At 71.9% G+C, this 20,853-nt stretch carries 20 protein-coding genes; 11 read left to right on the top strand and 9 right to left on the bottom strand.

Features of this window, described 5'->3' with window-relative positions; translation table 11 throughout:
- Nucleotides 1-35: 35 nt before the first annotated feature.
- Nucleotides 36-1,394: a bagremycin/ferroverdin transporter BagJ/FevB gene (bagJ, locus tag ACGF3J_RS10740; protein ID WP_161329627.1), complete on the top strand. Its 1,359-nt coding sequence runs from the start codon at nt 36-38 to the stop codon at nt 1,392-1,394.
- Between the two features lie 83 nt (nt 1,395-1,477).
- Here bagJ and bagI read toward each other — a convergent pair whose 3' ends face one another.
- The 7 genes from bagI to bagA form a co-directional block, all read right to left on the bottom strand.
- Nucleotides 1,478-2,434, bottom strand: a complete 957-nt coding sequence (gene bagI, locus ACGF3J_RS10735) for an AfsR/SARP family transcriptional regulator BagI/FevR (RefSeq protein ID WP_161329625.1) — start codon at nt 2,432-2,434, stop codon at nt 1,478-1,480.
- A gap of 141 nt (nt 2,435-2,575) precedes the next feature.
- Nucleotides 2,576-3,499: a bagremycin/ferroverdin biosynthesis o-aminophenol oxidase BagH/FevF gene (bagH, locus tag ACGF3J_RS10730; protein WP_393853933.1), complete on the bottom strand. Its 924-nt coding sequence runs from the start codon at nt 3,497-3,499 to the stop codon at nt 2,576-2,578.
- A gap of 34 nt (nt 3,500-3,533) precedes the next feature.
- Nucleotides 3,534-3,908, bottom strand: a complete 375-nt coding sequence (gene bagZ, locus ACGF3J_RS10725) for a bagremycin/ferroverdin biosynthesis copper chaperon BagZ/FevE (RefSeq protein WP_346346150.1) — start codon at nt 3,906-3,908, stop codon at nt 3,534-3,536.
- A gap of 175 nt (nt 3,909-4,083) precedes the next feature.
- Nucleotides 4,084-5,460: a bagremycin/ferroverdin biosynthesis FAD-dependent oxygenase BagG/FevA2 gene (bagG, locus tag ACGF3J_RS10720; protein WP_161329623.1), complete on the bottom strand. Its 1,377-nt coding sequence runs from the start codon at nt 5,458-5,460 to the stop codon at nt 4,084-4,086.
- Nucleotides 5,461-5,592: 132 nt separating this feature from the next.
- Nucleotides 5,593-6,627, bottom strand: coding sequence for a phospho-2-dehydro-3-deoxyheptonate aldolase BagF/FevY (bagF, locus tag ACGF3J_RS10715; RefSeq protein ID WP_393853932.1), 1,035 nt, complete (start codon nt 6,625-6,627; stop codon nt 5,593-5,595).
- 3 nt (nt 6,628-6,630) lie between these two features.
- Nucleotides 6,631-7,959, bottom strand: coding sequence for a bagremycin/ferroverdin synthetase BagE/FevW (gene bagE / locus ACGF3J_RS10710; RefSeq protein ID WP_393853931.1), 1,329 nt, complete (start codon nt 7,957-7,959; stop codon nt 6,631-6,633).
- Nucleotides 7,956-9,545: a bagremycin/ferroverdin biosynthesis tyrosine ammonia-lyase BagA/FevW gene (gene bagA, locus ACGF3J_RS10705; protein WP_393853930.1), complete on the bottom strand. Its 1,590-nt coding sequence runs from the start codon at nt 9,543-9,545 to the stop codon at nt 7,956-7,958. The genes bagE and bagA overlap by 4 nt, the downstream gene beginning before the upstream one ends.
- A 169-nt stretch (nt 9,546-9,714) precedes the next feature.
- On the opposite strand from bagA, the gene bagB reads away from it, so the two are divergent.
- The 9 genes from bagB (at nt 9,715) to ACGF3J_RS10660 (ending at nt 18,850) form a co-directional block, all read left to right on the top strand.
- On the top strand, nt 9,715-10,488 hold the full coding sequence (gene bagB / locus ACGF3J_RS10700) for a bagremycin/ferroverdin biosynthesis DhnA-type aldolase BagB/FevI (RefSeq protein ID WP_161329344.1): 774 nt from the start codon (nt 9,715-9,717) through the stop codon (nt 10,486-10,488).
- Nucleotides 10,489-10,506: 18 nt separating this feature from the next.
- Nucleotides 10,507-11,613 carry a bagremycin/ferroverdin biosynthesis 3,4-AHBA synthase BagC/FevH gene (gene bagC, locus ACGF3J_RS10695; RefSeq protein ID WP_161329343.1) on the top strand — a complete coding sequence of 369 codons (1,107 nt, stop codon included), beginning with the start codon at nt 10,507-10,509 and terminating at the stop codon, nt 11,611-11,613.
- A gap of 1 nt (nt 11,614) precedes the next feature.
- Complete coding sequence (locus tag ACGF3J_RS10690) at nt 11,615-11,980, top strand: SAV_915 family protein (RefSeq protein WP_393853929.1); 366 nt, start codon at nt 11,615-11,617, stop codon at nt 11,978-11,980.
- Between the two features lie 120 nt (nt 11,981-12,100).
- Nucleotides 12,101-13,207 carry a LuxR family transcriptional regulator BagY/FevT gene (gene bagY, locus ACGF3J_RS10685; protein ID WP_161331108.1) on the top strand — a complete coding sequence of 369 codons (1,107 nt, stop codon included), beginning with the start codon at nt 12,101-12,103 and terminating at the stop codon, nt 13,205-13,207.
- A 457-nt stretch (nt 13,208-13,664) separates the two neighbouring features.
- Nucleotides 13,665-14,372 carry a hypothetical protein gene (locus ACGF3J_RS10680; protein WP_161331109.1) on the top strand — a complete coding sequence of 236 codons (708 nt, stop codon included), beginning with the start codon at nt 13,665-13,667 and terminating at the stop codon, nt 14,370-14,372.
- The gene (locus ACGF3J_RS10675; protein ID WP_393853928.1) at nt 14,365-16,047 is read left to right on the top strand and encodes a GH3 auxin-responsive promoter family protein; all 1,683 of its coding nucleotides are present in this window, start codon (nt 14,365-14,367) and stop codon (nt 16,045-16,047) included. The genes ACGF3J_RS10680 and ACGF3J_RS10675 overlap by 8 nt, the downstream gene beginning before the upstream one ends.
- 51 nt (nt 16,048-16,098) lie before the next feature.
- Nucleotides 16,099-16,965: a class I SAM-dependent methyltransferase gene (locus ACGF3J_RS10670; RefSeq protein ID WP_393853927.1), complete on the top strand. Its 867-nt coding sequence runs from the start codon at nt 16,099-16,101 to the stop codon at nt 16,963-16,965.
- Nucleotides 16,962-18,101, top strand: coding sequence for a hypothetical protein (locus tag ACGF3J_RS10665; protein WP_161329604.1), 1,140 nt, complete (start codon nt 16,962-16,964; stop codon nt 18,099-18,101). The genes ACGF3J_RS10670 and ACGF3J_RS10665 overlap by 4 nt, the downstream gene beginning before the upstream one ends.
- A 26-nt stretch (nt 18,102-18,127) precedes the next feature.
- On the top strand, nt 18,128-18,850 hold the full coding sequence (locus tag ACGF3J_RS10660; protein WP_393853926.1) for a DUF6182 family protein: 723 nt from the start codon (nt 18,128-18,130) through the stop codon (nt 18,848-18,850).
- Here the strand turns inward: ACGF3J_RS10660 and ACGF3J_RS10655 are convergent.
- Entirely contained in the window at nt 18,812-19,009 is a 198-nt protein-coding gene (locus ACGF3J_RS10655) for a DUF397 domain-containing protein (RefSeq protein WP_161329606.1), read from the bottom strand. The genes ACGF3J_RS10660 and ACGF3J_RS10655 overlap by 39 nt on opposite strands.
- Complete coding sequence (locus ACGF3J_RS10650; RefSeq protein WP_393853925.1) at nt 19,006-19,875, bottom strand: helix-turn-helix domain-containing protein; 870 nt, start codon at nt 19,873-19,875, stop codon at nt 19,006-19,008. The genes ACGF3J_RS10655 and ACGF3J_RS10650 overlap by 4 nt, the downstream gene beginning before the upstream one ends.
- A 144-nt stretch (nt 19,876-20,019) precedes the next feature.
- On the opposite strand from ACGF3J_RS10650, the gene ACGF3J_RS10645 reads away from it, so the two are divergent.
- Nucleotides 20,020-20,532: an ATP-binding protein gene (locus ACGF3J_RS10645; protein ID WP_393853924.1), complete on the top strand. Its 513-nt coding sequence runs from the start codon at nt 20,020-20,022 to the stop codon at nt 20,530-20,532.
- Nucleotides 20,533-20,853 lie beyond the last annotated feature (321 nt).

Genomic DNA, 20,853 nt, shown 5'->3' with positions numbered 1-20,853 from the left:
GCACACCTCACGAATCCTGGAAGGGACGACTCTCGATGACCACCAACAGCGCGGTGCAGGCCCCGCCGCGAACCGCACCCGGTGCGGGCTTGACCGGGCTCAGGCTCGGCGCTCTCTTCGGCCCTGTGATCTTCGGAGTGACCGCGGCCGGCGTGGCGCTGCCCGACGTCGCGATGGAGATGGAGGTCCGCCCGGCCGTCGCCGGCTGGGTGCTGACGGCGCACGCCCTCGCGCTCGGTGTGGGCACCGCGTTCTTCGGGCGGCTCTCCGAGAAGTGGGGCGTACGCAACTCCCTCCTCACCGGCGCCCTGTTCCTCGCCGTGGGCGCGGTGCTGTGCCTGGTCGCCCAGGACTTCGGCACCTTGATCGCCGGCCGGTTCGTGCAGGCGGCGGGCTCCGGCGCCATCACCTCCAGCGCCCTCACGCTCGCCTCGGCGGCGGCACCCGAACAACGGACCAAGATCCTGGCCATCTTCGGCGCGTCGATGGCCCTGTTCTCCTCCACCGCCACCCTCATGGGCGGCATGGTGACGGACTGGCTGGACTGGCGGCTGACCCTGGTGCTGCCGGCGCTCTCGCTGCTGCTGGTGCCCTTCTGCCTGGAGCTCGCGGCCTCCCGTCCCGGCTACGGCAAGGCCGTCGACGTGACCGGCGGGGTGCTGCTGGGCGCCGGCGCGACCTCGCTGCTGCTGCTCATCCAGGCATCCTCCCTCGACCTCGACACCCCGGTGGTCATCGGGCTCGCGGTGCTCCTCGTGGTGTCGGTGGCCGGCCTGCTGACCCGGATCGGCAAGCGGCCCGACGGCTTCCTCCCGCGCGACCTGGCCACCGACCGCACCTTCCTGACCTCCGCCATGATCGGCGTCGGCGGCTACGCCGGGCTGTTCGCCGCGATGTACGCGGTGCCGCAGATCCTCGCCATGCAGTACGGCTGGGGCGTGTTCAAGATCGGAGCCTGGCTGCTGCCGGGCGCGGTCGTCGGCGCCGTGGCCGCCCGGGTGGCCAGCAAGCTCACCGTCGGCAAGGGCGGCAGCCTGCTGCTCGCCGTGACCGCCGTGAGCTGCGCGGTGTTCCTCGGCATCGTCGGTCTCGTCGACGGCGGCATCGTCGTCATGCTCATCGGCACCTCCATGGGCATGGCGACCTTCGCCGCCACGCAGGTGCTCACCACCGCGGTGCTCTCCAGCCGCCTGGAGCCCGCCCGGCGCGGTGGCGCCATGGGCGTGCTCAACCTGCTGTTCTTCGTCGGCGGCGGGATCGGCTCGGCCGCGGCCGGGACCCTCTCCGAGCACATGGATCTCACCAGCGCGCTGGCCGTCGTCGCGGCGCTCCCGCTGCTGGCCGGTCTGATCGCCCTGACCCTGCCGCCCGCCCGGGCGCAGCAGGACGCCTGACCCGCACGGCGCCGAGCCGACAACGCCCCTCCTCCCGGTCCGCTTCGTCACAGACCGGGGGAGGGGCGTTGCCGTGCGACGGTTCAGACGGCCGCGGCGCCCGCGTCGCCGTCTTTCAGGTCCAGCCACAGGGACAGGATCCGGCGGAGCCCGTCGCGCTCCACACGGAGCAGGTCGTTCTCCAGTCGCAGCTGCTCCAGCGGGTCGACGCCGACGGCGTTCGGCGAGGTGCGTGAGAGCAGCGCGACCCCGGCCGGCCGGCCCTGCGTGCCGTTCGTGCGGGGGGAGGGTGGCGCCAAGACGTCCGAAGGTTGCGGGGTCGCCGAAGCGAGCCGTCCGACCAGGATCGACTGGTGCAGGACGTGCAGGTCACGCGCCGGCTCGATGCCGAGGTCCTCGGAGAACCGCATCCTGATGGCGCGGAAGGTCTCCAGGGCGTCCGCCTGCCGGCCGGCGTGGTACAGCGCCAGCATCAGCTGCGCGCAGGCGCGTTCCCGGAACGGGTTCTCGGCGACGAAACCCGTCAGGTCACCGATGATCTGCTGGTGGCGCCCCAACTTCAGCGCCACGTCGAAGTACTCCTCCTGTACGGTCAGCCGGTCCTCGTGGAGCCGGACCACGAGCGAGGCCAGCGCCGAGCTGTCGAGTCCCGTGACGACCGGTCCGCGCCACAGCGCGAGCGCGGACTTCAGCAGCCGCTCGGCGCGCTCCAGCTGGTTGTCGTGGACCATCGCCCGCCCCTGCGAGACGAGCCGCTCGAACGTGAACAGGTCCAGGGCGTCATCGTCGTGGACGCTGATGCGGTAGCAGGAGGGGTGCGTCTCGATCACGCTGTCGCGTTCGCCGCCCCTGAGCAGGCGGCGCAGGCCGGAGACGCAGATGCGGATCTGCCCGTGGGCGGACGCGGGCGGCTTGTCGTCCCACATGGTGTCGACGAGCCGGTCCAGGCTCACCATCTGATTCGGCTGCAACAGCAGCGCCGCCAGCAGCTTCTGCCGGCGGATCCCGCTGATTTCAATGGGTTCCCCGCCGTTGGTCACTAACAGCGGGCCAAGTATTCGGAATACGTAGTCGGCGCACATATCTATACCCCCGGTAGTGATGTGCGAGTGGTGCCAATGCAGTTGCCATCGGCATCAGTCAGAATGTCGATGGCAACTGTCGTCGGCGGCAGGAAGCTACTATTCGTAGCGATAGAACTTCGTGTGGTCCAGGAGATCTGCCGGTGTCATCGTGTACCACGGCGCGAGTTTCGTGTGGAGCGAGGGGACGTCCGGGTGCTCTTCCACCGGCAAGTACTGCGGGACGTCCGGGTGCTGCTTCTGCCAGATCGACCAGGCCCGGTCGAGGAAGGAGTGGTGCATGAAGAAGATGGGGTCGTTCGGCGACCCTATGTACAGCATGTGGCCGCCCACCCAGGTGTGGCCCGCGCCGTGCAGTTTGCCCAGGTTCGCCTCGTGGGGGAACTTCGCGTATCCCTCCAGGTGGTTGCGCAGTGACTGCGTCTCGGTGCCGTACCCCGAGGTGTAGTTGTAGGGCGGTGTGTCGTACGCCGTGAGGGCGAGGGTGTCCTCCAGCTCCTTGGCCGTCGGCAGAACGGGGTTCGTCGTACCGAAGTCGCGGACCAGGTAGTCCCGGTCGTCCGCGGTGTAGTGGCCGTTGAACGCCGGGTGCTCCTCGCCGACCGGCACCACGCTGACGTTGAGCTTCCAGCCGTTGCACCGCGCGAAGGGTCCGGTCATGACCCTGCGGTCGCCGGGCCGGCCGTTGCCGCCCATGAAGTCGTCGGCCCACAGGGGCGAGTCGGGGCTCTGGTCCTTGGTCCAGTCCCAGTACGGGATGGTCACGGTCGGATCGAACCGCTGCAGCGCGCGCTCCAGGACCAGCAGATACTGGCGGTGCCACGGGAACAGGCCCGGACTCATGTGACCCCAGCGCTTGCCGACCCCGCCGTCCTTGTCCAGGTAGTCACCCGAGTTGATCTTTATGTGTATCCGGACCAGCTCGTCGTAGACGCCTGTTTCCTTGACCCGCAGCAGCGCGCGGATGAAACGTCTCTTCTCCCGGGCGGTCATGTTGAGGTGGTTCTTGCGAACGGGAACCATCGGCTTCTTCCCTCTCGGTTCTCTCGCGGGCGGGTCAGACCTGGTGGTGGCCGCCGGAGGGCAGCAGGTTCGCCCCGCGCAGCTCGTCGACGGCCTGCCGGCCGGCGGCCAGCGGGGTGGACTCGAACCGGTAGTGGCACATCGAGCTGAGGTAGGCGCCCTCGCCCAGCTTCATGAGGTGCAGTTCCCTGCCGTCTATGTGCACCTTCTCGGAGCTCTTCGACACGGTGATCGTGCGGCCCTTGTACTGCTCGGTGTACAGGTCCCCCGACTCCTCCCCGGCCGCCCGGGCGACGGGCGCGTCCGCGTGCGACGCCGCCCAGGTGTTGCCCGCGTGGATGACGGCGGCGGGCGCCGCCGCGACCGCGGCGGCGCCCGCCACGCCCTTCATCACGTCTCGTCGTTTCACTGATGTCCTCCCAATTGACAAACCACCAAACAGTGGTATTGGTCCCGGTCAGCCTTGCAATGGGATGTATCGCCGAGATATCGCGCCCCGGGCGTCGCACCGGCAGTCGCGCCGAAGATGCGCCGGGGATGCGCCGGGGGCGCGCCACGGGGCGCGCCGAGGGGCGCGTGCGGGCTCAGACCCGCTGGGGACGCGGTGCGATGTTGTGGTTGAACCGGAAGAGATTGTCCGGGTCGACGCGGGCCTTGATCCCGGCCAGCCGGGCGAAGGTGGCCGGTTCGTAGCCGCTCTCGGCGAGGTCCGCGGTGTCGGGACTGGCCAGGAAGTTGAGGTAGCGCCGCCCGGTGCCCCACGCCGCCAGGCCGTCCACCACGAGAGGGGGCCGGTTGTCGGGCAGCGAGAGCGTCGACAGCGCGAAGGCGGCGTCCCGGTGGTCGACGGCGTTGGGCGTCCGCGGCGGCCGGCCGACCGCGCCGCCCAACTGCCGCAGTTCCACCGCCAGGTCGATGCAGTCGGCGCCCGGCCCCGCCAGCTCCAGCAGCGCGCGCACCGCCGCGTCGTCCAGCTCGCGGAGCATCAGCGACCGCTCGCTGTAGGGGATCGGCTCGGTGGGGTCGTTGTGGATCTCCCCGCACCTCGTGTACGGCATGTCGGCCAGTGTGTCGGCGACCAGTGGACCGGCGGCGCGCAGCGGCGCGGCCAGCTTGTCGCCGTCCTCGGCCGAGCCCAGGTAGGCGATCCGGACGTGCACGATCAGCCGGCCGCGCAGGAAGGGCGGGATCGACTCGACGTCCGGCAGCCGCAGCAGGGCCAGCGAGGAGGTGAGCTCCTCCGGTACGGCCGCGGTCCACTCGCGCCAGGCGTGCAGCACCTCGGCGGTGGCCTCGCCGTCGAAGAACAGCCCGCCGCCGTACAGCCGCTCCACCGGGAAGAGGCCGAACTCGAGGGCGGTGACGACGCCGAAGTTGCCCTTGCCGCCGCGCGCGGCCCAGAAGAGGTCGGTGTCCCGGTCGGCGGTGGCCCGGTGCGACTGCCCGTCGGGCGTGACGATCTCCAGGGCGGTGACGTGGTCGGCGGCGTAGCCGTACTTGCGGGCCATCAGCCCGAGGCCGCCGCCGAGCGTGTAGCCGATCACCCCGGTCAGCGGGGAGGAGCCGTTGAGCGGGGCGAGGCCGTGCTCGGCGGCCGCCGCGACCACCTCGAACCACTGCGTGCCGCCCTCGACCCGTGCCGTCCGCGCCTGGGGGTCGACGCGTACGCCCCGCATCCTGCGGGTGCTGATCAGCAGACCGCCGTCCGCGGCGGTCGACGGACCGTGGCCGGTGGCCTGGACGGCGACCGGCATCCCGCGGGCGGCGGCGAAGGAGACGGCGGCGCGCACGTCCTCGGCCCCCGCCACGACCGCCAGCAGGTCCGGAGCGTGCTCGGTGATCTGGTTGAACCCGTCCAGCTCCGGGGCGAAGTCGTGGTCTCCCGGCAGCAGGACCCGGCCCCGGAGCCGGTCGGAGAGCTCCGCCGCGGCCGGCTTCTCGATGCTCTTGCCTGTCGTCATGCTCAGTCCTCCCGGACCCGGTTGTTTGACGGGACGGAAGGACTCTTTCAACCGCTCGGGCCGCGTCCCATCCCCCGTTTGAGGAGGATGCGGCGGCCGGTCGCCGGGGCCGGGCCCGGCGACCGGCCGCCGTTACGGGAGGGAGGCGACGCCGTCGAGGACCCGGTGCGCTCCGGCCCGCTCGCCGCGCATGGCCGCGCCGAGTTCCGCCAGGTCCTCGTGGACGAGCGCCTGCGGCCCGTCGCACAGCGCGGTCGCCGGGTCGGGGTGCACGTCCACGATGACCCCGTCGGCGCCGACGGCCAGCGCCGCCCGGGTCAGCGGAAGCACGAGGTCGCGCCGCCCGCCCGAGTGCGAGGGGTCGACGATGACGGGCAGGTGCGACAGCCGCTGGACGAGGGGCACGGCGGCGATGTCCAGGGTGTTGCGCGTGGCAGTCTCGAACGTCCGGATGCCGCGTTCGCACAGCACGATGTCGAGATTCCCGCGCTGCGCCACGTACTCGGCGGCCATCAGCCACTCCTCGATGGTCCCGGACATCCCCCGCTTGAGCATGACCGGCCTGCCGACATCGCCGACGGCCTGCAGCAGCGCGAAGTTCTGCGCGTTGCGGGTGCCGATCTGCAGCATGTCGGCGTAGGAGGCGACCAGTTCGACGTCGTGGGCGTCCACCACCTCGGTCACCACGGGCAGGCCGGTCTCGGCGCGCACGTCGGCGAGGATTCTCAGCCCGTCCTCTCCCAGGCCCTGGAAGGCGTAGGGGGAGGTCCTGGGCTTGAAGGCACCGCCCCGCAGGATGGTCGCGCCGGCCGCCCGGGCCATCAGTGCCGCCCGCAGCGTCTGCTCCGGCGTCTCCACCGCACAGGGCCCGGCGATCAGCGTCGGCGCGCCGGGGCCGATCGGCGCCCCGCCCACCCGGACCACCGAGCGGTCCGGGTGACTCTCCCTGCTGATCAGCTTGTACGGCACCGAGATGCGCACCACCTCGGCGACCCCGCGCAGGGCGCCCAGGCTGAGCGTGCCGAACTGCTCGACGTCACCGACCAGTCCGACGACGGTGCGGCTCGTCCCGCGGCTGACGAAGGCCTCGCCGCCCGCCGACTCGACCCGCGCGACGACCGCGGCCACATCCGACGCCGTGGCGTGCGGCGCCATCACGATCACCATGTCTCAACCCCGGACAACGGCCTGCCCCCAGTCCTCGTCGGGCCCGAACAGCTTGCGCGGCTTCATGGCGTCCAGTTGCTCCGCCAGCAACGCGGTCGGCACCAGCGTGCCCTCGGGCACCGCGCCGGCCACACAGGGCACCCCGAGTTCCGCCTCGACGGACGCGGCGAGCGACACGGCCGCCGCCGCGCCGTCCGGGCCGGGTGCCTCGAACTCGACGACCAGGCGGTCCGCTTCGGCCCTGGCCCGCCAGAACAGCACGCCGTGCGAGGCGGGCAGCCGGTAGACCATCTCCTCCACCTGGATCTGGCCGATCCGCCGCCCGGCGACCGTGTAGCCGTGGCCGAGCCGGCCCATGACCCGCACGGTGGGGAGCTGCCACCCGCAGGGGCAGTCCTCGTACCGCAGTTCCACCAGGTCTTCCAGGTTGTAGCGCACCAGCGGCATCGCCTCGCGGTACAGCGGGGTGATCACCAGCTGCCCGGCGCCCTCGGCGGCGATCTCCCCGGTCTCCGGGTCGTAGATCTCCGGCAGTACCCGGTCGGCCCAGAAGTGCATCCGGCCGTACGGGCAGTCGCTGCCCAGCGGGCCGACCTCCGTGCAGCCGTACTCCTCGATCACCGGGACGCCCCAGATCTCCTCGATCCGGCGGCGGCGCGCGTTGCTCATGGGCTCGCCCGCCACGTACAGCGCCCGCAGCGACGTGAACGACCCGGCGGGGTAGCCGGCGGCCCGGGCCGCCGCGACCCACAGCAGGCACTCGCTCGGCGTCGACCAGGTCAGCGTCACCTCGAGGTCGCGCAGCACGCGCACGACCCGCGAGTAGGGCACCGCGAGCGAGCGGCAGTCGCCGGGGACGACGGTCGCGCCGCCGCGCATCGCGGCCCAGTGGGCCATGTGCCCGGCGAGCACCAGTCCGTAGGGGATGCGCACCAGCATGGTGTCCTCGGGACCGAGCGGGACCGTCTTGCGGACGAACCGGTCGGCCAGGTCGGTCCACTCCGCCTCGGTGAAGTAGGCGGGGGTCGGGTTGCCGGTGCTGCCGCTGGACTCGTGGTAGGAGGCCAGCCGCTCCCTGGGCACGCCCAGCATGCCGAAGGGGTAGCTGTCGCGCAGGTCCGACTTCCCGGTGAGGCCCACCGTGGACAGTTCCTGTCCGGCCTCCAGGCGCTTGGCGTAGAACGGCGAGTGGAGGGCGTGCCGCAGCGTCGGCCCGATCCGCTCCCGCTGGAGCGCCCGGAGTTCGTCGAAGGTCTTCCAGTCGCCGATGGCCGGCAGCGGGCCGGGCGCCCGGCCGGAGGCGGCCGCTTCGGCGTCGAGGGCGACGGTCACAGATTCCCTCCCGCCCGGGCGGCCTCGGTGATGGCGCCGGAGGCGATCATCTCCACGACCGCGGCGATGTCACTGTCCATCTGCCGGTCCTTGGCGGCGAAGGGGACCTCCTTGCGGATGCGTGCGTGCACGGCCTTGGTGCGGGGGCTCATCTCGTCGACGCCGCGCAACTCGACGGCCTGGCAGGCGGCGAGGAGGTGGATGGCGGCGACCTCCCGGGTCAGCTCGATCACGTTGCGCGCGTCGCGTGCCGCGATCGGGGCCATGCTGACCTTGTCCTGGTTGTGGGCCTCGGTGGAGCGGGAGAACGTGGAGGCCGGACCGGCGTGCTTGAGCGCCTCGGCGGTGAGCGACGAGCACGCGATCTGCATGCCCTTGAAGCCGTGCTGCAGCCCGGCCTCGGTGTCGTCGTCGTCCACCCGGGCGATCAGGTTCGGGGTGAGGCCGTTGTTGAACTTCTCGTCGACCAGCAGCGCGAGCTGCCGGTCGAGCAGGTCGGCGACGCCGGCGACGGCCGTCTTCAGCGAGTCCATCGCGGTGACGACGTGCCCGCCGTAGAAGTTGCCGCCGCTGTACACCGCACCCGTGGAGGGGTCGAACAGCGGGTTGTCGCTGGAGGAGTTGATCTCGACCGTCATCCAGGTGCGGACCCAGTCGAGCATGTCCCGCAGCACGCCGTTGACGTGCGGGGCGCAGCGCAGCGAGTAACGGTCCTGGATGCTGCGCGTGAGCCGCTGGTAGTGGCGGCCGTCCAGCGGGACGTTCAGATCGACGACCTGGTCGTACGTCATCGCCAGCGAAGAGCCCTCCAGCATCTGGTGGATGGACGCGGCGCTGGCGCCCTGCCCGCTGTGCGGCTTCTCGTTGTGGATGAACGGCGCGTAGTGGCCCCGGTTGCCGAGCATCCCCTCGCTCGCCAGCGCGGTGCAGATGTCGGCCACCTCGGCGAGTTCGGCCGCCGCCTCGGTGTTCAGGACGGCGAACGCCGCGCTGAAGGAGGTGCCGTTGATCAGCGCGAGCCCGTCCTTGGCCTCCAGCGTCACCGGCTCCAGGCCCAGTTCGGCCAGCACCTCGGCGGTCTGCCGGGTCTCGCCGCGGTGGCGCACCTTGCCCTGGCCCGTCAGGGCGTAGGCGAGGTAGCAGAGCGGAACGAGATCACCGCTGGCGCCGACCGAGCCGCGCTCGGGGACGGCCGGCAGGATGTCGTGCTTGAGGAAGTCCAGCAGCAGCTGCACCACGGGGAGGCTGACACCGGAGTTGCCCCGGGCCAGGCAGTTGGCGCGGATCAGCACGGTGGCGCGCACGACCTCGTCGGAGGCGAGCGGGCCGGTTCCGTTCAGGTGGTAGCGGATCAGCTCGTTCTGGAGCCGCGCGGTCTTCTCCGGTGATATCTGCCGGTTGACGCTGTCACCGAAACCCGTCGTCACCCCGTAAATGGGCTTGCCGGTCGCGAGGATTTCCAGCTTCAGGTTCCGCGAGGCGTTCATCGCCCGCAACGCGTCCTCGGAGACCGCGAATTCCGAACCTTCGCGGGATGCGGCGGCCACGGTCTGGGAGATGGTCAGGCCGTGCCCGTCAATCTTCATGGTGGTCACTTTGTGGACACCTTTCTCGCCGGTTGCCCACGAGTCTTGACCGCCGATGTTTCTCGCCGATATCGGAAAGGCGCCGCACGCGATATACGGATGAGACACCGAAGATACGCGCCCTCTTCAGGGTTGATCCAAGACCGGCACGGAGAAATGAGGAACCCCCATGATCTCCAATGGCGCGTTCGGCAGGCGACTCCGCCTGCGGCGCCTGTACCGCAACGATTCCGAACGGCTGTTGGTCGTGCCGCTGGACCACTCGGTGAGTCTGGGACCGATCACCGGCGGCGAAGGGCTCGACGCGCTCGTGGGCCGCCTGGCCACCAACCGGGTGGACGTGATCGTCCTGCACAAGGGCAGCCTCCGGCACGTCGATCCCGCCTGGTTCGCCGGCACCTCGCTCATGGTCCACCTGAGCGCCAGCACCGTGCACGCTCCCGACCCGGACGCCAAGTACCTGGTGGCCGGCGTCGAGGAGAGCCTGCGGCTGGGCGCGGACGCGGTGAGCGTGCACGTCAACCTGGGCTCGGACGGCGAGCAGCGGCAGATATCCGACCTGGCGGTGGTCGCCGAGGCCTGCGACCGCTGGAACGTACCGCTGCTGGCCATGATGTATCCCCGCGGCCCCAGGATCAGCGACCCCCGCGACCCCGCCCTGGTGGCGCACGCGGTGACCCTGGCCGCCGATCTCGGCGCCGACCTGGTGAAGGCCCCGTACGTCGGCTCGGTGACGGAGATGAAGGAGATCGTCGCCCGTTCGCCGGTCCCGGTCATCACCGTCGGCGGTCCGCGCAACGACGACGAGAGCCAGGTCCTCGCCCACGTCAGCGAGGCGCTCAGCGCCGGCGTCGCGGGCGTGGCGATGGGCCGCAACGTTTTCGAGGCGCCCGATCCCGGCGTCATGGCCGCGAAGCTGGCCGACCTCATCCACAGTGAGTGACTTCTAGGAGCCCTGCACATGAAGCTCAGTTGGCTGGACATCCGCAACGTCGACGAGGCGCGGGACGCCATCGTCCAGGAGGCGCTGCACCAGCGGGTCGACGGCATCGTCGCGGCGGACCCGGCATCCCTGGAGGGTCTGCCCCCGACCGTCACCAAGGTGCTGTTCCCCCGCGGCAAGCCCCTCCCGGAGAACTTCGGCGAGGCCACCGTGGTCATCGTGGACCCGGACTTCCACAAGATCACCCCCGCCGAGCTGAAGATCCTCCACCCGGAGCTGGAATTCGGCCGGTTCGTGGAGATCATCGACGCGAAGACGCTGGAGGACGCCTGCGAGTCGGCGCGCACCGAGCAGTGGAGCCTGCTGCTGTTCCGCGACCCGACCAAGATCCCGCTGGAGATCGTCATCGCGGCGTCCGCCGCCTCCCGGGGCAGCCTCATCACGGTGGCGGCCGACGTCGAGGAGGCCGAGATCATCTTCGGAGTGCTCGAACACGGCTCCGACGGCGTCATGATGGCGCCCCGCAAGGTCGGCGACGCCATCGCCCTGAAGGCCGTGGTCAACGCCGAGACCCCCGACCTGACCCTGACCGAGCTGGAGGTCGTCAGCACCGAGCACGTCGGCATGGGCGAGCGGGCCTGCGTCGACACCTGCACCTACTTCCGCAAGGACGAGGGCATCCTGGTCGGGTCGCACTCCAAGGGCATGATCCTCTGCGTCAGCGAGACGCACCCGCTGCCGTACATGCCGACCCGCCCGTTCCGGGTGAACGCCGGCGCCATCCACTCGTACACGCTGTCCAAGGACGGCCGCACCAACTACCTCAGCGAGCTGAAGGCCGGCAGCAAGATCGTGGCGTCCGACGTCGAGGGCCGTACCCGGCTCGTCACCGTCGGCCGGGTCAAGATCGAGACCAGGCCGCTCATCTCGGTGAACGCGGTCTCCGCCGACGGCCGCGAGGTCAACCTGATCCTCCAGGACGACTGGCACGTGCGGGTGCTCGGCCCGGGCGGAAAGGTCCTCAACAGCACCGAGCTGAAGCCCGGCGACAAGGTGCTCGGCTTCCTGCCCACGGAGGACCGGCACGTCGGCTACCCGCTCGACGAGTTCTGCCTCGAGACGTGACGTGGTGGACACGCTCCTGTACGTCCCGGTCCGGGGCGGCGGCCCCGAGGGCGTGGCGGCCGTCCTGAGGACGGCCCGGCCGGGTGCCGGCCGGGAGCGGGTCGGCCTCGCCTTCACCGGCGAGGACCGGCTCCACGCCGCGCTGGGACCCACCCAGCGGTGGACCCGGTTGTCCCGGCCCGCGCTCCTGGCGCTGCTCCGGCCACTGGGAATCGAGCACCTCCGGATCGACCCGCTCTACGTCGGGCCGGAGATGCCGAGGATGCCGGAGGCCGCCGACCTGCCGGACGTGGACGTCCGCGAGGACGGGCGCGTCCTGGCCGGTGCGCGGCGGTACGCCCAGTGGCTGCCGGACGAGGTGTGGTGACGGTCGGTTCCGGCCACCGTCACCGGCCTGCCGTCGCCAAGTGGCGTACTGTGGTGGCAGATTGGGACAGGCAAGGCTTACCTCATCATCCGCGGACCACCCCGGAACGGAGTGCCGGAGATGCCCACTGCGCTCGGTCGCGACGAACTCCTCCTGCGTGCCGGACGCGCGGACAGCCCGCACACGCTGTTCAGCACGCTCGCGACACAACTGCGCAGGGCGGTCCCGTACGACGCGGCGGTCTGGCGGGCCACCGACCCCGAGACCGGCATGATCACGTCGCCCATCCTCGCGGAGAACATCGAGGACCACAGCTGCGCCGTCTACTGGCAGTACGAGCTGTTCACGGAGAAGATCAACCTGTTCCGGGACCTCGCGCGGGCGCCGGTGCCGGTGGCCAGTCTGTGGGAGAGCACCGGGGGAGAGCCCGAGCGCAGTTCGCTGTACCGGGGCTTTCTGGCGCCGCGCGGGGTGCACGACGAGCTGCGTGCCGTGCTGCGGGTGGACGGCCGGCCCCACGGGTACGTCAGCCTGTTCCGGGAGAAGGGGCGGGCGGAGTTCTCCACCGGGGAGCGCAGGTTCATAGAGGAGCTGGCCACGCCGATCGCCCGCCTGATCAGGGCGCACGCCAAGAAGCGCCCCGATCCCTCGGGCGGCGCGCTGACCGGCACCGGGCTGCTGCTGTTCGACGCCGAGGGCGCCCTCGTCTCCGTCAACGACGAGGCACGGCGCTACCTGGAGGAGATGCCGCAGGGTCCCGCCTCGCTCACCGCCCTCGGTCTGCGCGTACCCCTGTGGGTGCACGGCACCGCGATGCGGGCCAGGGCGATCGCCGAGGAGGGCGGCGGGGACACCGCGCGGATCAGGATGCGCACCCGCACGGGCCGCTGGCTGGTGTGCCACGCGTCCTGCCTGCGCGGGTCCGACGGGCGGCTGGGCGTCTCCGCGGTGATCATCGAGCGCGCCCCGGTCTCCGACGTCACCCCGCTCGTCGTGCAGGCCTACGAGCTGTCGGAACGGGAGCTCGAGGTCACCCGGCAGGTGGCGCGCGGCCTGTCCACCAGCGGGATCTCCGAGGAGCTCCACCTGTCGCCCCACACCGTGCGCGACCACATCAAGGCGATCTTCGAGAAGCTCGGCGTCTCCAGCCGCGGCGAGCTGGTGGGCCGGCTGTTCACCGAGTACTACGAGCCCACGGGCACCTCGGCCGCCGACCTGCGCGGTTAGGGCGCGGGCCCGCCGCCGCGGATCGGGCGGCGGACCCGGGCCCGGCCGCCGCGGATCAGGGGACGTGCCTGGGCCCGTAGCGTCGAGAGACCCGCGCGGTGGGCCGGACCCGCAGCGCCGAGAAGACGGCGTGGTGGATTTGGGCTCGCAGCGCCGAGAAGACGGCGCGGTGGATCTGGGCCCCCGGCGCCGAGAAGACGGCGCGGTGAACTTGGGCCCGTAGCGCCGAGAAGACGGCGGTGGACCCGGGCCCGCCGCGCCGAGAGAACCGACCCGACCCTCAAGAACCGACCGCACCGCGGCGCCGCACAGGCGGCCGCCCGAGCGGCCGTGCCCACGCGCGCCGAGGCCGTACACGCCCGGGGCCGTACACGCCCGAGGGCGTACGCGCCCAACCCCGTGCGCGGGGCCGGCCCGTGCCCGGACCCGGCCGCGGAGCAGCTACCAGGAAGTGAAGATGCCCATCCCACCCATGCCGTACGGCGCCCCGCCGTACGCGCCACCCCGGACCGGGGGCCCGAAGTTCACCGTGCTGCTCGGCCCCGACTACGCGGGCAAGTCGTCGGTGCTGCGGCGCTTCGCCGACAGCGGCTCCTGGACGGTGGTCACCTGCGACCAGGGGCCGCTCGACACGGACTACCCGTTGATCGGCCGGGCCCGCCGGGAACTGCTGCCCGAGGCGCTCGGGGCGCCGGCCGGACGCTACTCGCCGGACGTCCTCCTCACCCTGATGCAGCTGGCCGTGGTGCACATGCGCGACCGCGTGACCGGCGCACCGCCCGGACGGCCGGTGATCGTGGACTCGTACTACCTGAAGATCCTCGCCAAGTGCACGCTGCTCGGATACGCCAATCCGTCGCTGTTCTCCTGGTGGCGGTCGTTTCCGCAGCCCGACCGGGTCGTCTACCTCGACGTTCCGCCCGCCGTCGCCTGGGAACGCAGCGGGCGGGGAGCGGCGCTGAACCCCATGGAGCACTACGGCGACACCCCCACCGAGGAAGGGTTCACCCGGTTCCAGGACGACCTGCGCGACCTGCTGCGGACAGAGGTGGCGGGCATGAGGGTGACCACCCTCCCACTGGGCTCCGGCATCGACCGTACCGTCGACGCCGTGGACGCCGTCGTGCACGCGCCGGGACGCCGGGCCGGTGTCCGACATGGGTGAGGAACTGTTCCCCGCCTACCGGCAGAGGGTGCTGGCCGAGCGGGACGCGTTGCGGAAGGCGCTCGGGGACGTGCGGGCGGCACAGGACGGCGCCCTGCGGCACATGCTGGACGCGAACGCCGACACCGAGTTCGGGCGGCGCCACGGATTCGCCCGCTGCCGGGGTGTCGACGACTTCCGCGCGGCCGTCCCCATCGCCGACTACGAGGCCCTCGGCCCCTGGATGGAGGCCGCCGCCGCCGGCCGGCCCAACGTGCTGAGCGCCGATCCCCCCGTGGTCTTCTTCAAGAGCAGCGGCAGCACCGGCGACAGCAAGCGGATACCGGTCACCCGGGAGTTCATGCGGACCTGCTTCTTCCCGCCCTACTACGCGGCCTGGGCGAACATCGTCGAGCACCACCCGGAAGCCGTCCGCAGGCCGGACGCCACGCTCAACCTCAAGCACGACCCCGCGCCCGCCCCCGCCGCGACCCGCTCCGGTCACCCGCATCTCGGCGCCAGCCAGGTCGACTTCGGCCGCGCCTTCGGCGAACGGCTGTCGGCGGAGCCGGGCAGCCGCGCCCCCTGGAGCACCCTGCCGTCGTTCGTGGACCCGGCCGACCACCTCCAGCGCTCCTACGTACGGCTGCGCGCCGCCATGGCGCACGACGTGCGCTGCGTCATCGGGATCAACCCCGCCGTGGTGGCCGCGCTGCCCCACCAACTGGTCCACTGGTGGCCGCGCCTCGTCAAGGACGTGCACGACGGCACGGTCGACGGCCGCCCGGGGCCCGAGCCCGACCCCGAACGCGCCAGGCTCCTGGACCGGCTCGCCGAACGCGCCGGCGCCCCGCTGCCCGCCCACGTCTGGCCGCGCATGGAGCTGCTGTTCTGCTGGACCACCGGACTGTCCTCGCTCTACCTTCCCCGGCTGCGCGAGGCGTTCGGGCCCCGGGTGAGCGCGCTGCCCGCCCCCGCGGCGGCGTCGGAGGGCTTCGTCGCCGTGGCCCTGGACCGGCATCCCACGGCCGGGTCGCCCGCGGTCACCGGCGGACTGCTGGAGTTCGTCGACGCCGACGACGACCTGCTGCCCGACAGCGACACGCTGCTCTGCGACGAACTGACGCCGGGCGGCGAGTACCACGTCGTCCTCAGCCACGTCGGCGGCCTCTACCGGTACGCCCTCGGCGACGTGGTGCGCGTCGTGGACCGGACGGACGGCGTGCCCCGGCTCGAGTACGCCGGCCGCCGCACGCTGTCCGACGCCGCCGGTGAACGGCTGCGCGAGGGACACGTGGTGAGCGCCCTGCACGCCGCGACCCGGGCCACCGGCCTGGAGATCCGCAACGCCACCTGCCGGGTCACCGGGTCCCCCGCCCGGCCGGGCACGCCGGAGCCCGGTGCGGACGGTCCGCGGCGGTACGCCTTCGCCGTGGAGCCGTTCGGCCGCTGGTCGCCCGAGGAGACCGAGGCGTTCACCCGGGCCCTGGACACCGCGCTCGGCGGGCGGTCCGACGGCTACCGCGCGGCTCGCGTGAGCGCCCGCCTCGGCGCTCCCGAACTGCACCCCGTCGCGCCCGGCGGTTTCGCCTCCGAGTGGCAGGACAGGGTCGCCCGGGGCACGCGGCCGGCCCAGGTGAAGGACCGGGTCTTCCAGAACGACGACGCGGCGTGGCGCCGGCTGCTCGACGCCTGAGCGGCCCCCACCCCGCATCTTCCCGATCTTCGAGATCCTCAAGGAGCATCCGTGGAAACACTCGACGCGGTCGCCAGGACCTCCCTCCTGACGGCGGCTCTGCGGGCCCAGGAGAGCAGGCGCCCGGACCGGTTGTTCCGGGACCCCTACGCCGCCCGGCTGGCCGGCGTCCTCGGCACCGACCTGTTCGGCCGGATCGGCGACGCCACCCGGCCGAACCGCACCGGCTCCGCGCCGCCCGTACCGAGCACGTTCGCCTACAACGCCATCAGGACCCGGTACTTCGACGACCTCCTGCTCGCCCGCGTCGCGGAGGCCGACCGTCCCCAGGTCGTGATCGCCGCGGCCGGCATGGACACCCGGGCCCACCGGCTGCCCTGGCCGTGCCCCGTCGACGTCTTCGAACTCGACCGCCCGGCCGTCCTCGCCGCCAAGGAGTCCGTGCTGCGCGCCGAGCCGGCGCCCCCGCGGGCGACCCGGCACCCGGTCGGCGCCGACCTGCTCGGCCCGGACTGGACCACCGCGCTCACCGAGGCCGGCTACGACCCGGACCGGCCCTCGGTCTGGCTGCTCGAGGGAATCCTCTACTACCTCACCGAGGAACAGGTCGGACAGGTGCTGGGCCGGGTGCGGGACACTGCCGCGCCCGGCAGCACGGTCGCCGCGGACCTGGTCAGCGCCGCGGCCCTCACCGCACCCGCCGTCGCGCCGCTGCTCGCGGTGTTCGAGACCTGGGGCTGCCCGTGGCTGTCCGGGCACGACGAGCCGGAGGCGCTGTTCGCCGAGTACGGCATCGAGGCGACGGTCCACCAACCCGGCGAGCCCGGCGCCGACTTCGGCCGCTGGCCCGACCCGGTCCCGCCGCGGCACGTCCCCGGAGCCGGCCGCGTCTTCCTCGTCCAGGGCCGGCGCCTGTGACCGCGCCCCGCCCGCGCGTGCTGATCGCGCCCGTCACCGTCACCCCCACCAAGGCACTCGGCCTCAGCCACCTCAAGGGGCTGCTGTGGGTGGACGTGATGTACCGCGCCACGCGGATGCTGGCCGACCGCGACGTCGACTACCTCTACAGCAACACGACCTTCAACGGCACCCGGCAGACCGCCGGCTTCTGGGAGTACCTCGACCGCGTCCACGGCGACCTCGACCCGAGCACGGTCACCGAGGACGAAGTGGGCCTCCTCTACACGGAGTTCCAGACCCGCGGCGACCCTCCCGGCGACGCGGCCCTGCTGCCGTACGTCCGCGCCGTCGAACAGACCGGCTGGACCCACCCGGTGAGCCGACGGCTGCTGGAGCTGTGGCGCGGCCACTTCGCCCGGCTCGGCATGCACGACCCCGGCCTCACCGCGACACGGCGGCCCGGGCTCGACTTCGAGGAGACGGTCGAACGGCTCGCCAAGCACGGACTCTGCCTGGACACGCGCGACGACGGCGGCCCCGTCTACCTGGACGCCACCGCCCAGGGACTGCCCCTGCGCCCCGCCACGTCCGCCACCGGCCGCCCCAACTACCTGGGCTGCGCGCTGCGCGACCTGCTCCCGGCGGCGGAGGAGTACGACGAGATCGTCCTGCTCCACGACCGCGAGCTGACGGAGGACTACGTCCTGCTGCAGAAGCTCCTCGGCGCGCTCGGCGGCGCCCGCGCGCACCGCGTCTGTCTCGACCGGGTCCCGCTCGACGGCGTGGTGCGCTCCAGCCGCCACGGCGTCGCCCACGCGCACACCGTCGCCGGGCTGGCCGGCGCGCTGCGGGATCAGGCGTCACCCGAGGCCGTCCGGCTCGGCATGCGGCTGTACTTCGTCGCCGGGCTCGGCAAGGGCGAGAACGGGCAGTCCTACCGCGAGGACCTCCTGCGCCAGACCGTCCAGCGCGCCGCCGCACTGCTCGCCCGCGAGGACCCGCCGTCCGCCCCGGACACCCCGGACACCCTGGAGTTCGTACGCCGGCAGACCGGCGGGCGGCCCTACGTGGATCCCTACCGGCTCACCACCGCGCTGCTGCGCAGGCACCGGCGGGTGCCGCTGCGCGCCGTGGCCTCCGCCGTTTACCTCTGACCGCTCCGCAGAAGGGGGCACCGCCCGTGTTCACCCAGCAGTACCTCCAGGAGCACGCCGAACGCCGCGCCCGGGCCGCGAGCGCGGGCCCGCCGTCCGAACCGGGCCGGACGGCGGTGACGGTGGTGCTGCGGCGCTTCGAGCCCACGACGTTCGCGCGGTCCGCGGTGGGCTACGCCCTGGACCTGCCGGACACCCTGAGCGAGCCGTGGCTGCGCGCGTACACCCGCACGGTCTTCCTCTCCGGCAACCCCGACAACCTCCGCACGCGCTTCGCCTTCCACCACGTCAGCGCGGACGGCGCCATGGCGTGGACCCTGCCGGAGAGCAACGGCGAAACCCCGCCCCTGCGGCGCCTGCTGCGCCTCTTCCCCGCGGCCGCCCTGCCCCCGCTGCCCGCCCGGATAGACATCCCGCCCCGGACCGCCGTCGCCCCGGACACCCCCACCGCACGGCTCGACGTCGTCACCACCCGGGTCTCCCTCGCCGACTACCTCGTGCACGTCCACCACACCCTGGCCGAGGCGGTCCTGGCCGGTCTGATCGGCGTACGCACCGGGATCGTGCTCCGGCACCTGCCCGCACTCGACCCGGCCGACGGGCCCTACGCGATGCTGCGCGTCGTACCCGACCGGGACGCGCCCGACGACCGCCTGCGCGCCTGCGCGGGGGTGGCCGTGGCGACGTCCGTGCGGATGAAGCCGAAAGGTTCAGGCCTCTCCGAGGAACCCCGCCCACGCCTCGCGTGACACACGGATGACGGGTCCGGCCATGGCCTTGGAGTCCCGGATGTGTACGACTCCGGTGCCGGCCGCGACCTCGACGCACTGGCCACCCTCGGCTCCGCTGTAGCTGCTCTTGAACCACGCGAGGCCGGAGGCTACGTCTGAGGAATCAGAGCTCTTCATAGCGATCTCAGCAACCTTTCCACGAAGTCGAACGACTCTCGGGATGGGAGAGCCTGCGATCGGATGATCCCATAGCGGGCCGCGGCGAGAGTCGTCTGCTCCGGCTCCGTTTGAAGGGCGCTGGTTCCTTGAACTTCGGTATAGACGAACCTCATTCCGTCCTTGCGTGTGATCACCGTGAACGCGCCGTCCACCCCCGCGTTGCACTCGCGGTCTGTCGGCATGACTTGGAGCTCGACATTCTGCTTCTCGCCGACCAGGAGCAGATGCTCCAGCTGACCTCGATGCACGGCCTTGCCTCCCCAAGGGTGTCGCAGCGCAGCTTCTTCGAGTACGAAGCTCACTAGAGGCGCGGGCCATCGGTTGAAGATGTCCTGCCGGGCCAACCGGGCCGCCACCCGTTGCTCGACGGTCTCCCGGTCCAGCACCGGGCGCCGCATGTCGAGTACGGCCCTCGTGTACTCCTCCGTCTGCAGCAGACCGTTGAGAACGTGGGTGTCGTACGCAAGCAGCTCAAGGGCCTCCTTCTCCAGCGTCGCCATCCCCTGGAAGAACACCGGATACTGAGCCCGCTCCACCTGCTCCTTCCACACCGTGAGCAACCCGCCCGCGTCCAGAACCTCGTCGGCCCGCTCGATGGTCCTCGGCGACGGGATCCGCCGCCCCTGCTCGTACGACGCGACCGTGGACGCCGAATAGCCGATCCGCCGCCCGAGCTCCTCCCGCTCCAGACCCGCCCGTACCCGCAGTGTCTTCAGCGTCTGCCCGAACGCGACGACCACGGCCTGGCCGGACGTGTCCGCCGTCGCCCGTCCCGCGTCGTCCGTCACCACGGCGTCGGCCCCCTCGCGTGCCACCTCGGTCATCGCCACCGCCTCCCTGGCCCAACGCCGCCCCGGCGGCCTCGTCACGCCGCGCGTCTCGTACCCGGACCGCCCCGACGCGTACAACGGACCGCGTCGGTGCGTCACCACTGGTCACGCTACGCGACCGGCGACACCGTGGTCGGCATGACGAGCCAACTCCCCAGCCCCATCAGCACCTCCCAACCCACCTGCCCCAACATCGACTTGAACCGCACCTTCGAGATGTGTTTCACCTCCACCCCACGGGGCGCCCGCCTGGCCCGCCGACTGGCCGCACACCGGTTGGACGCCTGGGGAATCCCTTACGGCACCGACCCGCACGAGGAGATCGTGCTGATCGTCGGTGAGCTGACCGCCAACGCGGTACGGCACGGTCACGTCCCCGGCCGGGACTTCCATCTGCTCCTGCACGCCGGCGACCCCGCCCGCTCGGTCAGGATCGAGGTCACCGACACCCGCTCCGAGCGCACACCGCCCGAACCGGGCGCCCTGCCCGCCTCCGCCCCGCAGGACGCCGGCGGTCGAGGGCTGCTGCTGGTCGCGGGTCTCGCCACCCGCTGGGGCTGGCACCGCCGTCCGGGAGGCCCGGGCAAGACGGTCTGGGCGGAGTGCGTGCGGTACCGGGACGCCGACCTGCCCGGCGACCCCGAAAGGTGACTGTGCCGTCCCGTTGAGTGAGGCTTCTGCCTCCGCAGGGTGACGGGAGACGACCGCCGGGTGACCGCCTCTGTGAGGGCGCGCACAGGGCCCAGGTCACACTGCGCCGGGGTTAGTAGACGTTGGACGGCCGCTCGCCCGCGTGGTCGACAGCCGTCCGTGCGGTCACGCGGCCGGTCTGCGAAGCGGCGTAGTAGGTCACACACTTGTCGCGGCGCCCAGGCGTTCCGCAATGTGTTCGGCGTACCGGGGAGCCGAGCGCCGGGACCGGACGGGAAGAGCCCGTCCGTGATCCAGACACCGGCCCTGATGACGCGAAGC

Origin of the sequence: Streptomyces sp. NPDC048171 (assembly GCF_043202655.1) — a bacterium.
GTDB lineage: Bacteria > Actinomycetota > Actinomycetes > Streptomycetales > Streptomycetaceae > Streptomyces.
This window is presented reverse-complemented; position numbering and strand designations above follow the sequence as displayed.

Excerpts from the sequence above, each read along its gene's own strand:
- bagJ (WP_161329627.1), top strand. The coding sequence starts at position 36 with ATGACCACCAACAGCGCGGTGCAGGCCCCGCCGCGAACCGCACCCGGT.
- bagH (WP_393853933.1), bottom strand. The coding sequence starts at position 3,499 with ATGGTTCCCGTTCGCAAGAACCACCTCAACATGACCGCCCGGGAGAAG.
- bagG (WP_161329623.1), bottom strand. The coding sequence starts at position 5,460 with ATGACGACAGGCAAGAGCATCGAGAAGCCGGCCGCGGCGGAGCTCTCC.
- bagF (WP_393853932.1), bottom strand. The coding sequence starts at position 6,627 with ATGGTGATCGTGATGGCGCCGCACGCCACGGCGTCGGATGTGGCCGCG.
- bagA (WP_393853930.1), bottom strand. The coding sequence starts at position 9,545 with ATGAAGATTGACGGGCACGGCCTGACCATCTCCCAGACCGTGGCCGCC.
- bagB (WP_161329344.1), top strand. The coding sequence starts at position 9,715 with ATGATCTCCAATGGCGCGTTCGGCAGGCGACTCCGCCTGCGGCGCCTG.
- bagC (WP_161329343.1), top strand. The coding sequence starts at position 10,507 with ATGAAGCTCAGTTGGCTGGACATCCGCAACGTCGACGAGGCGCGGGAC.
- bagY (WP_161331108.1), top strand. The coding sequence starts at position 12,101 with ATGCCCACTGCGCTCGGTCGCGACGAACTCCTCCTGCGTGCCGGACGC.
- ACGF3J_RS10680 (WP_161331109.1), top strand. The coding sequence starts at position 13,665 with ATGCCCATCCCACCCATGCCGTACGGCGCCCCGCCGTACGCGCCACCC.
- ACGF3J_RS10675 (WP_393853928.1), top strand. The coding sequence starts at position 14,365 with ATGGGTGAGGAACTGTTCCCCGCCTACCGGCAGAGGGTGCTGGCCGAG.
- ACGF3J_RS10655 (WP_161329606.1), bottom strand. The coding sequence starts at position 19,009 with ATGAAGAGCTCTGATTCCTCAGACGTAGCCTCCGGCCTCGCGTGGTTC.
- ACGF3J_RS10650 (WP_393853925.1), bottom strand. The coding sequence starts at position 19,875 with ATGACCGAGGTGGCACGCGAGGGGGCCGACGCCGTGGTGACGGACGAC.
- ACGF3J_RS10645 (WP_393853924.1), top strand. The coding sequence starts at position 20,020 with ATGACGAGCCAACTCCCCAGCCCCATCAGCACCTCCCAACCCACCTGC.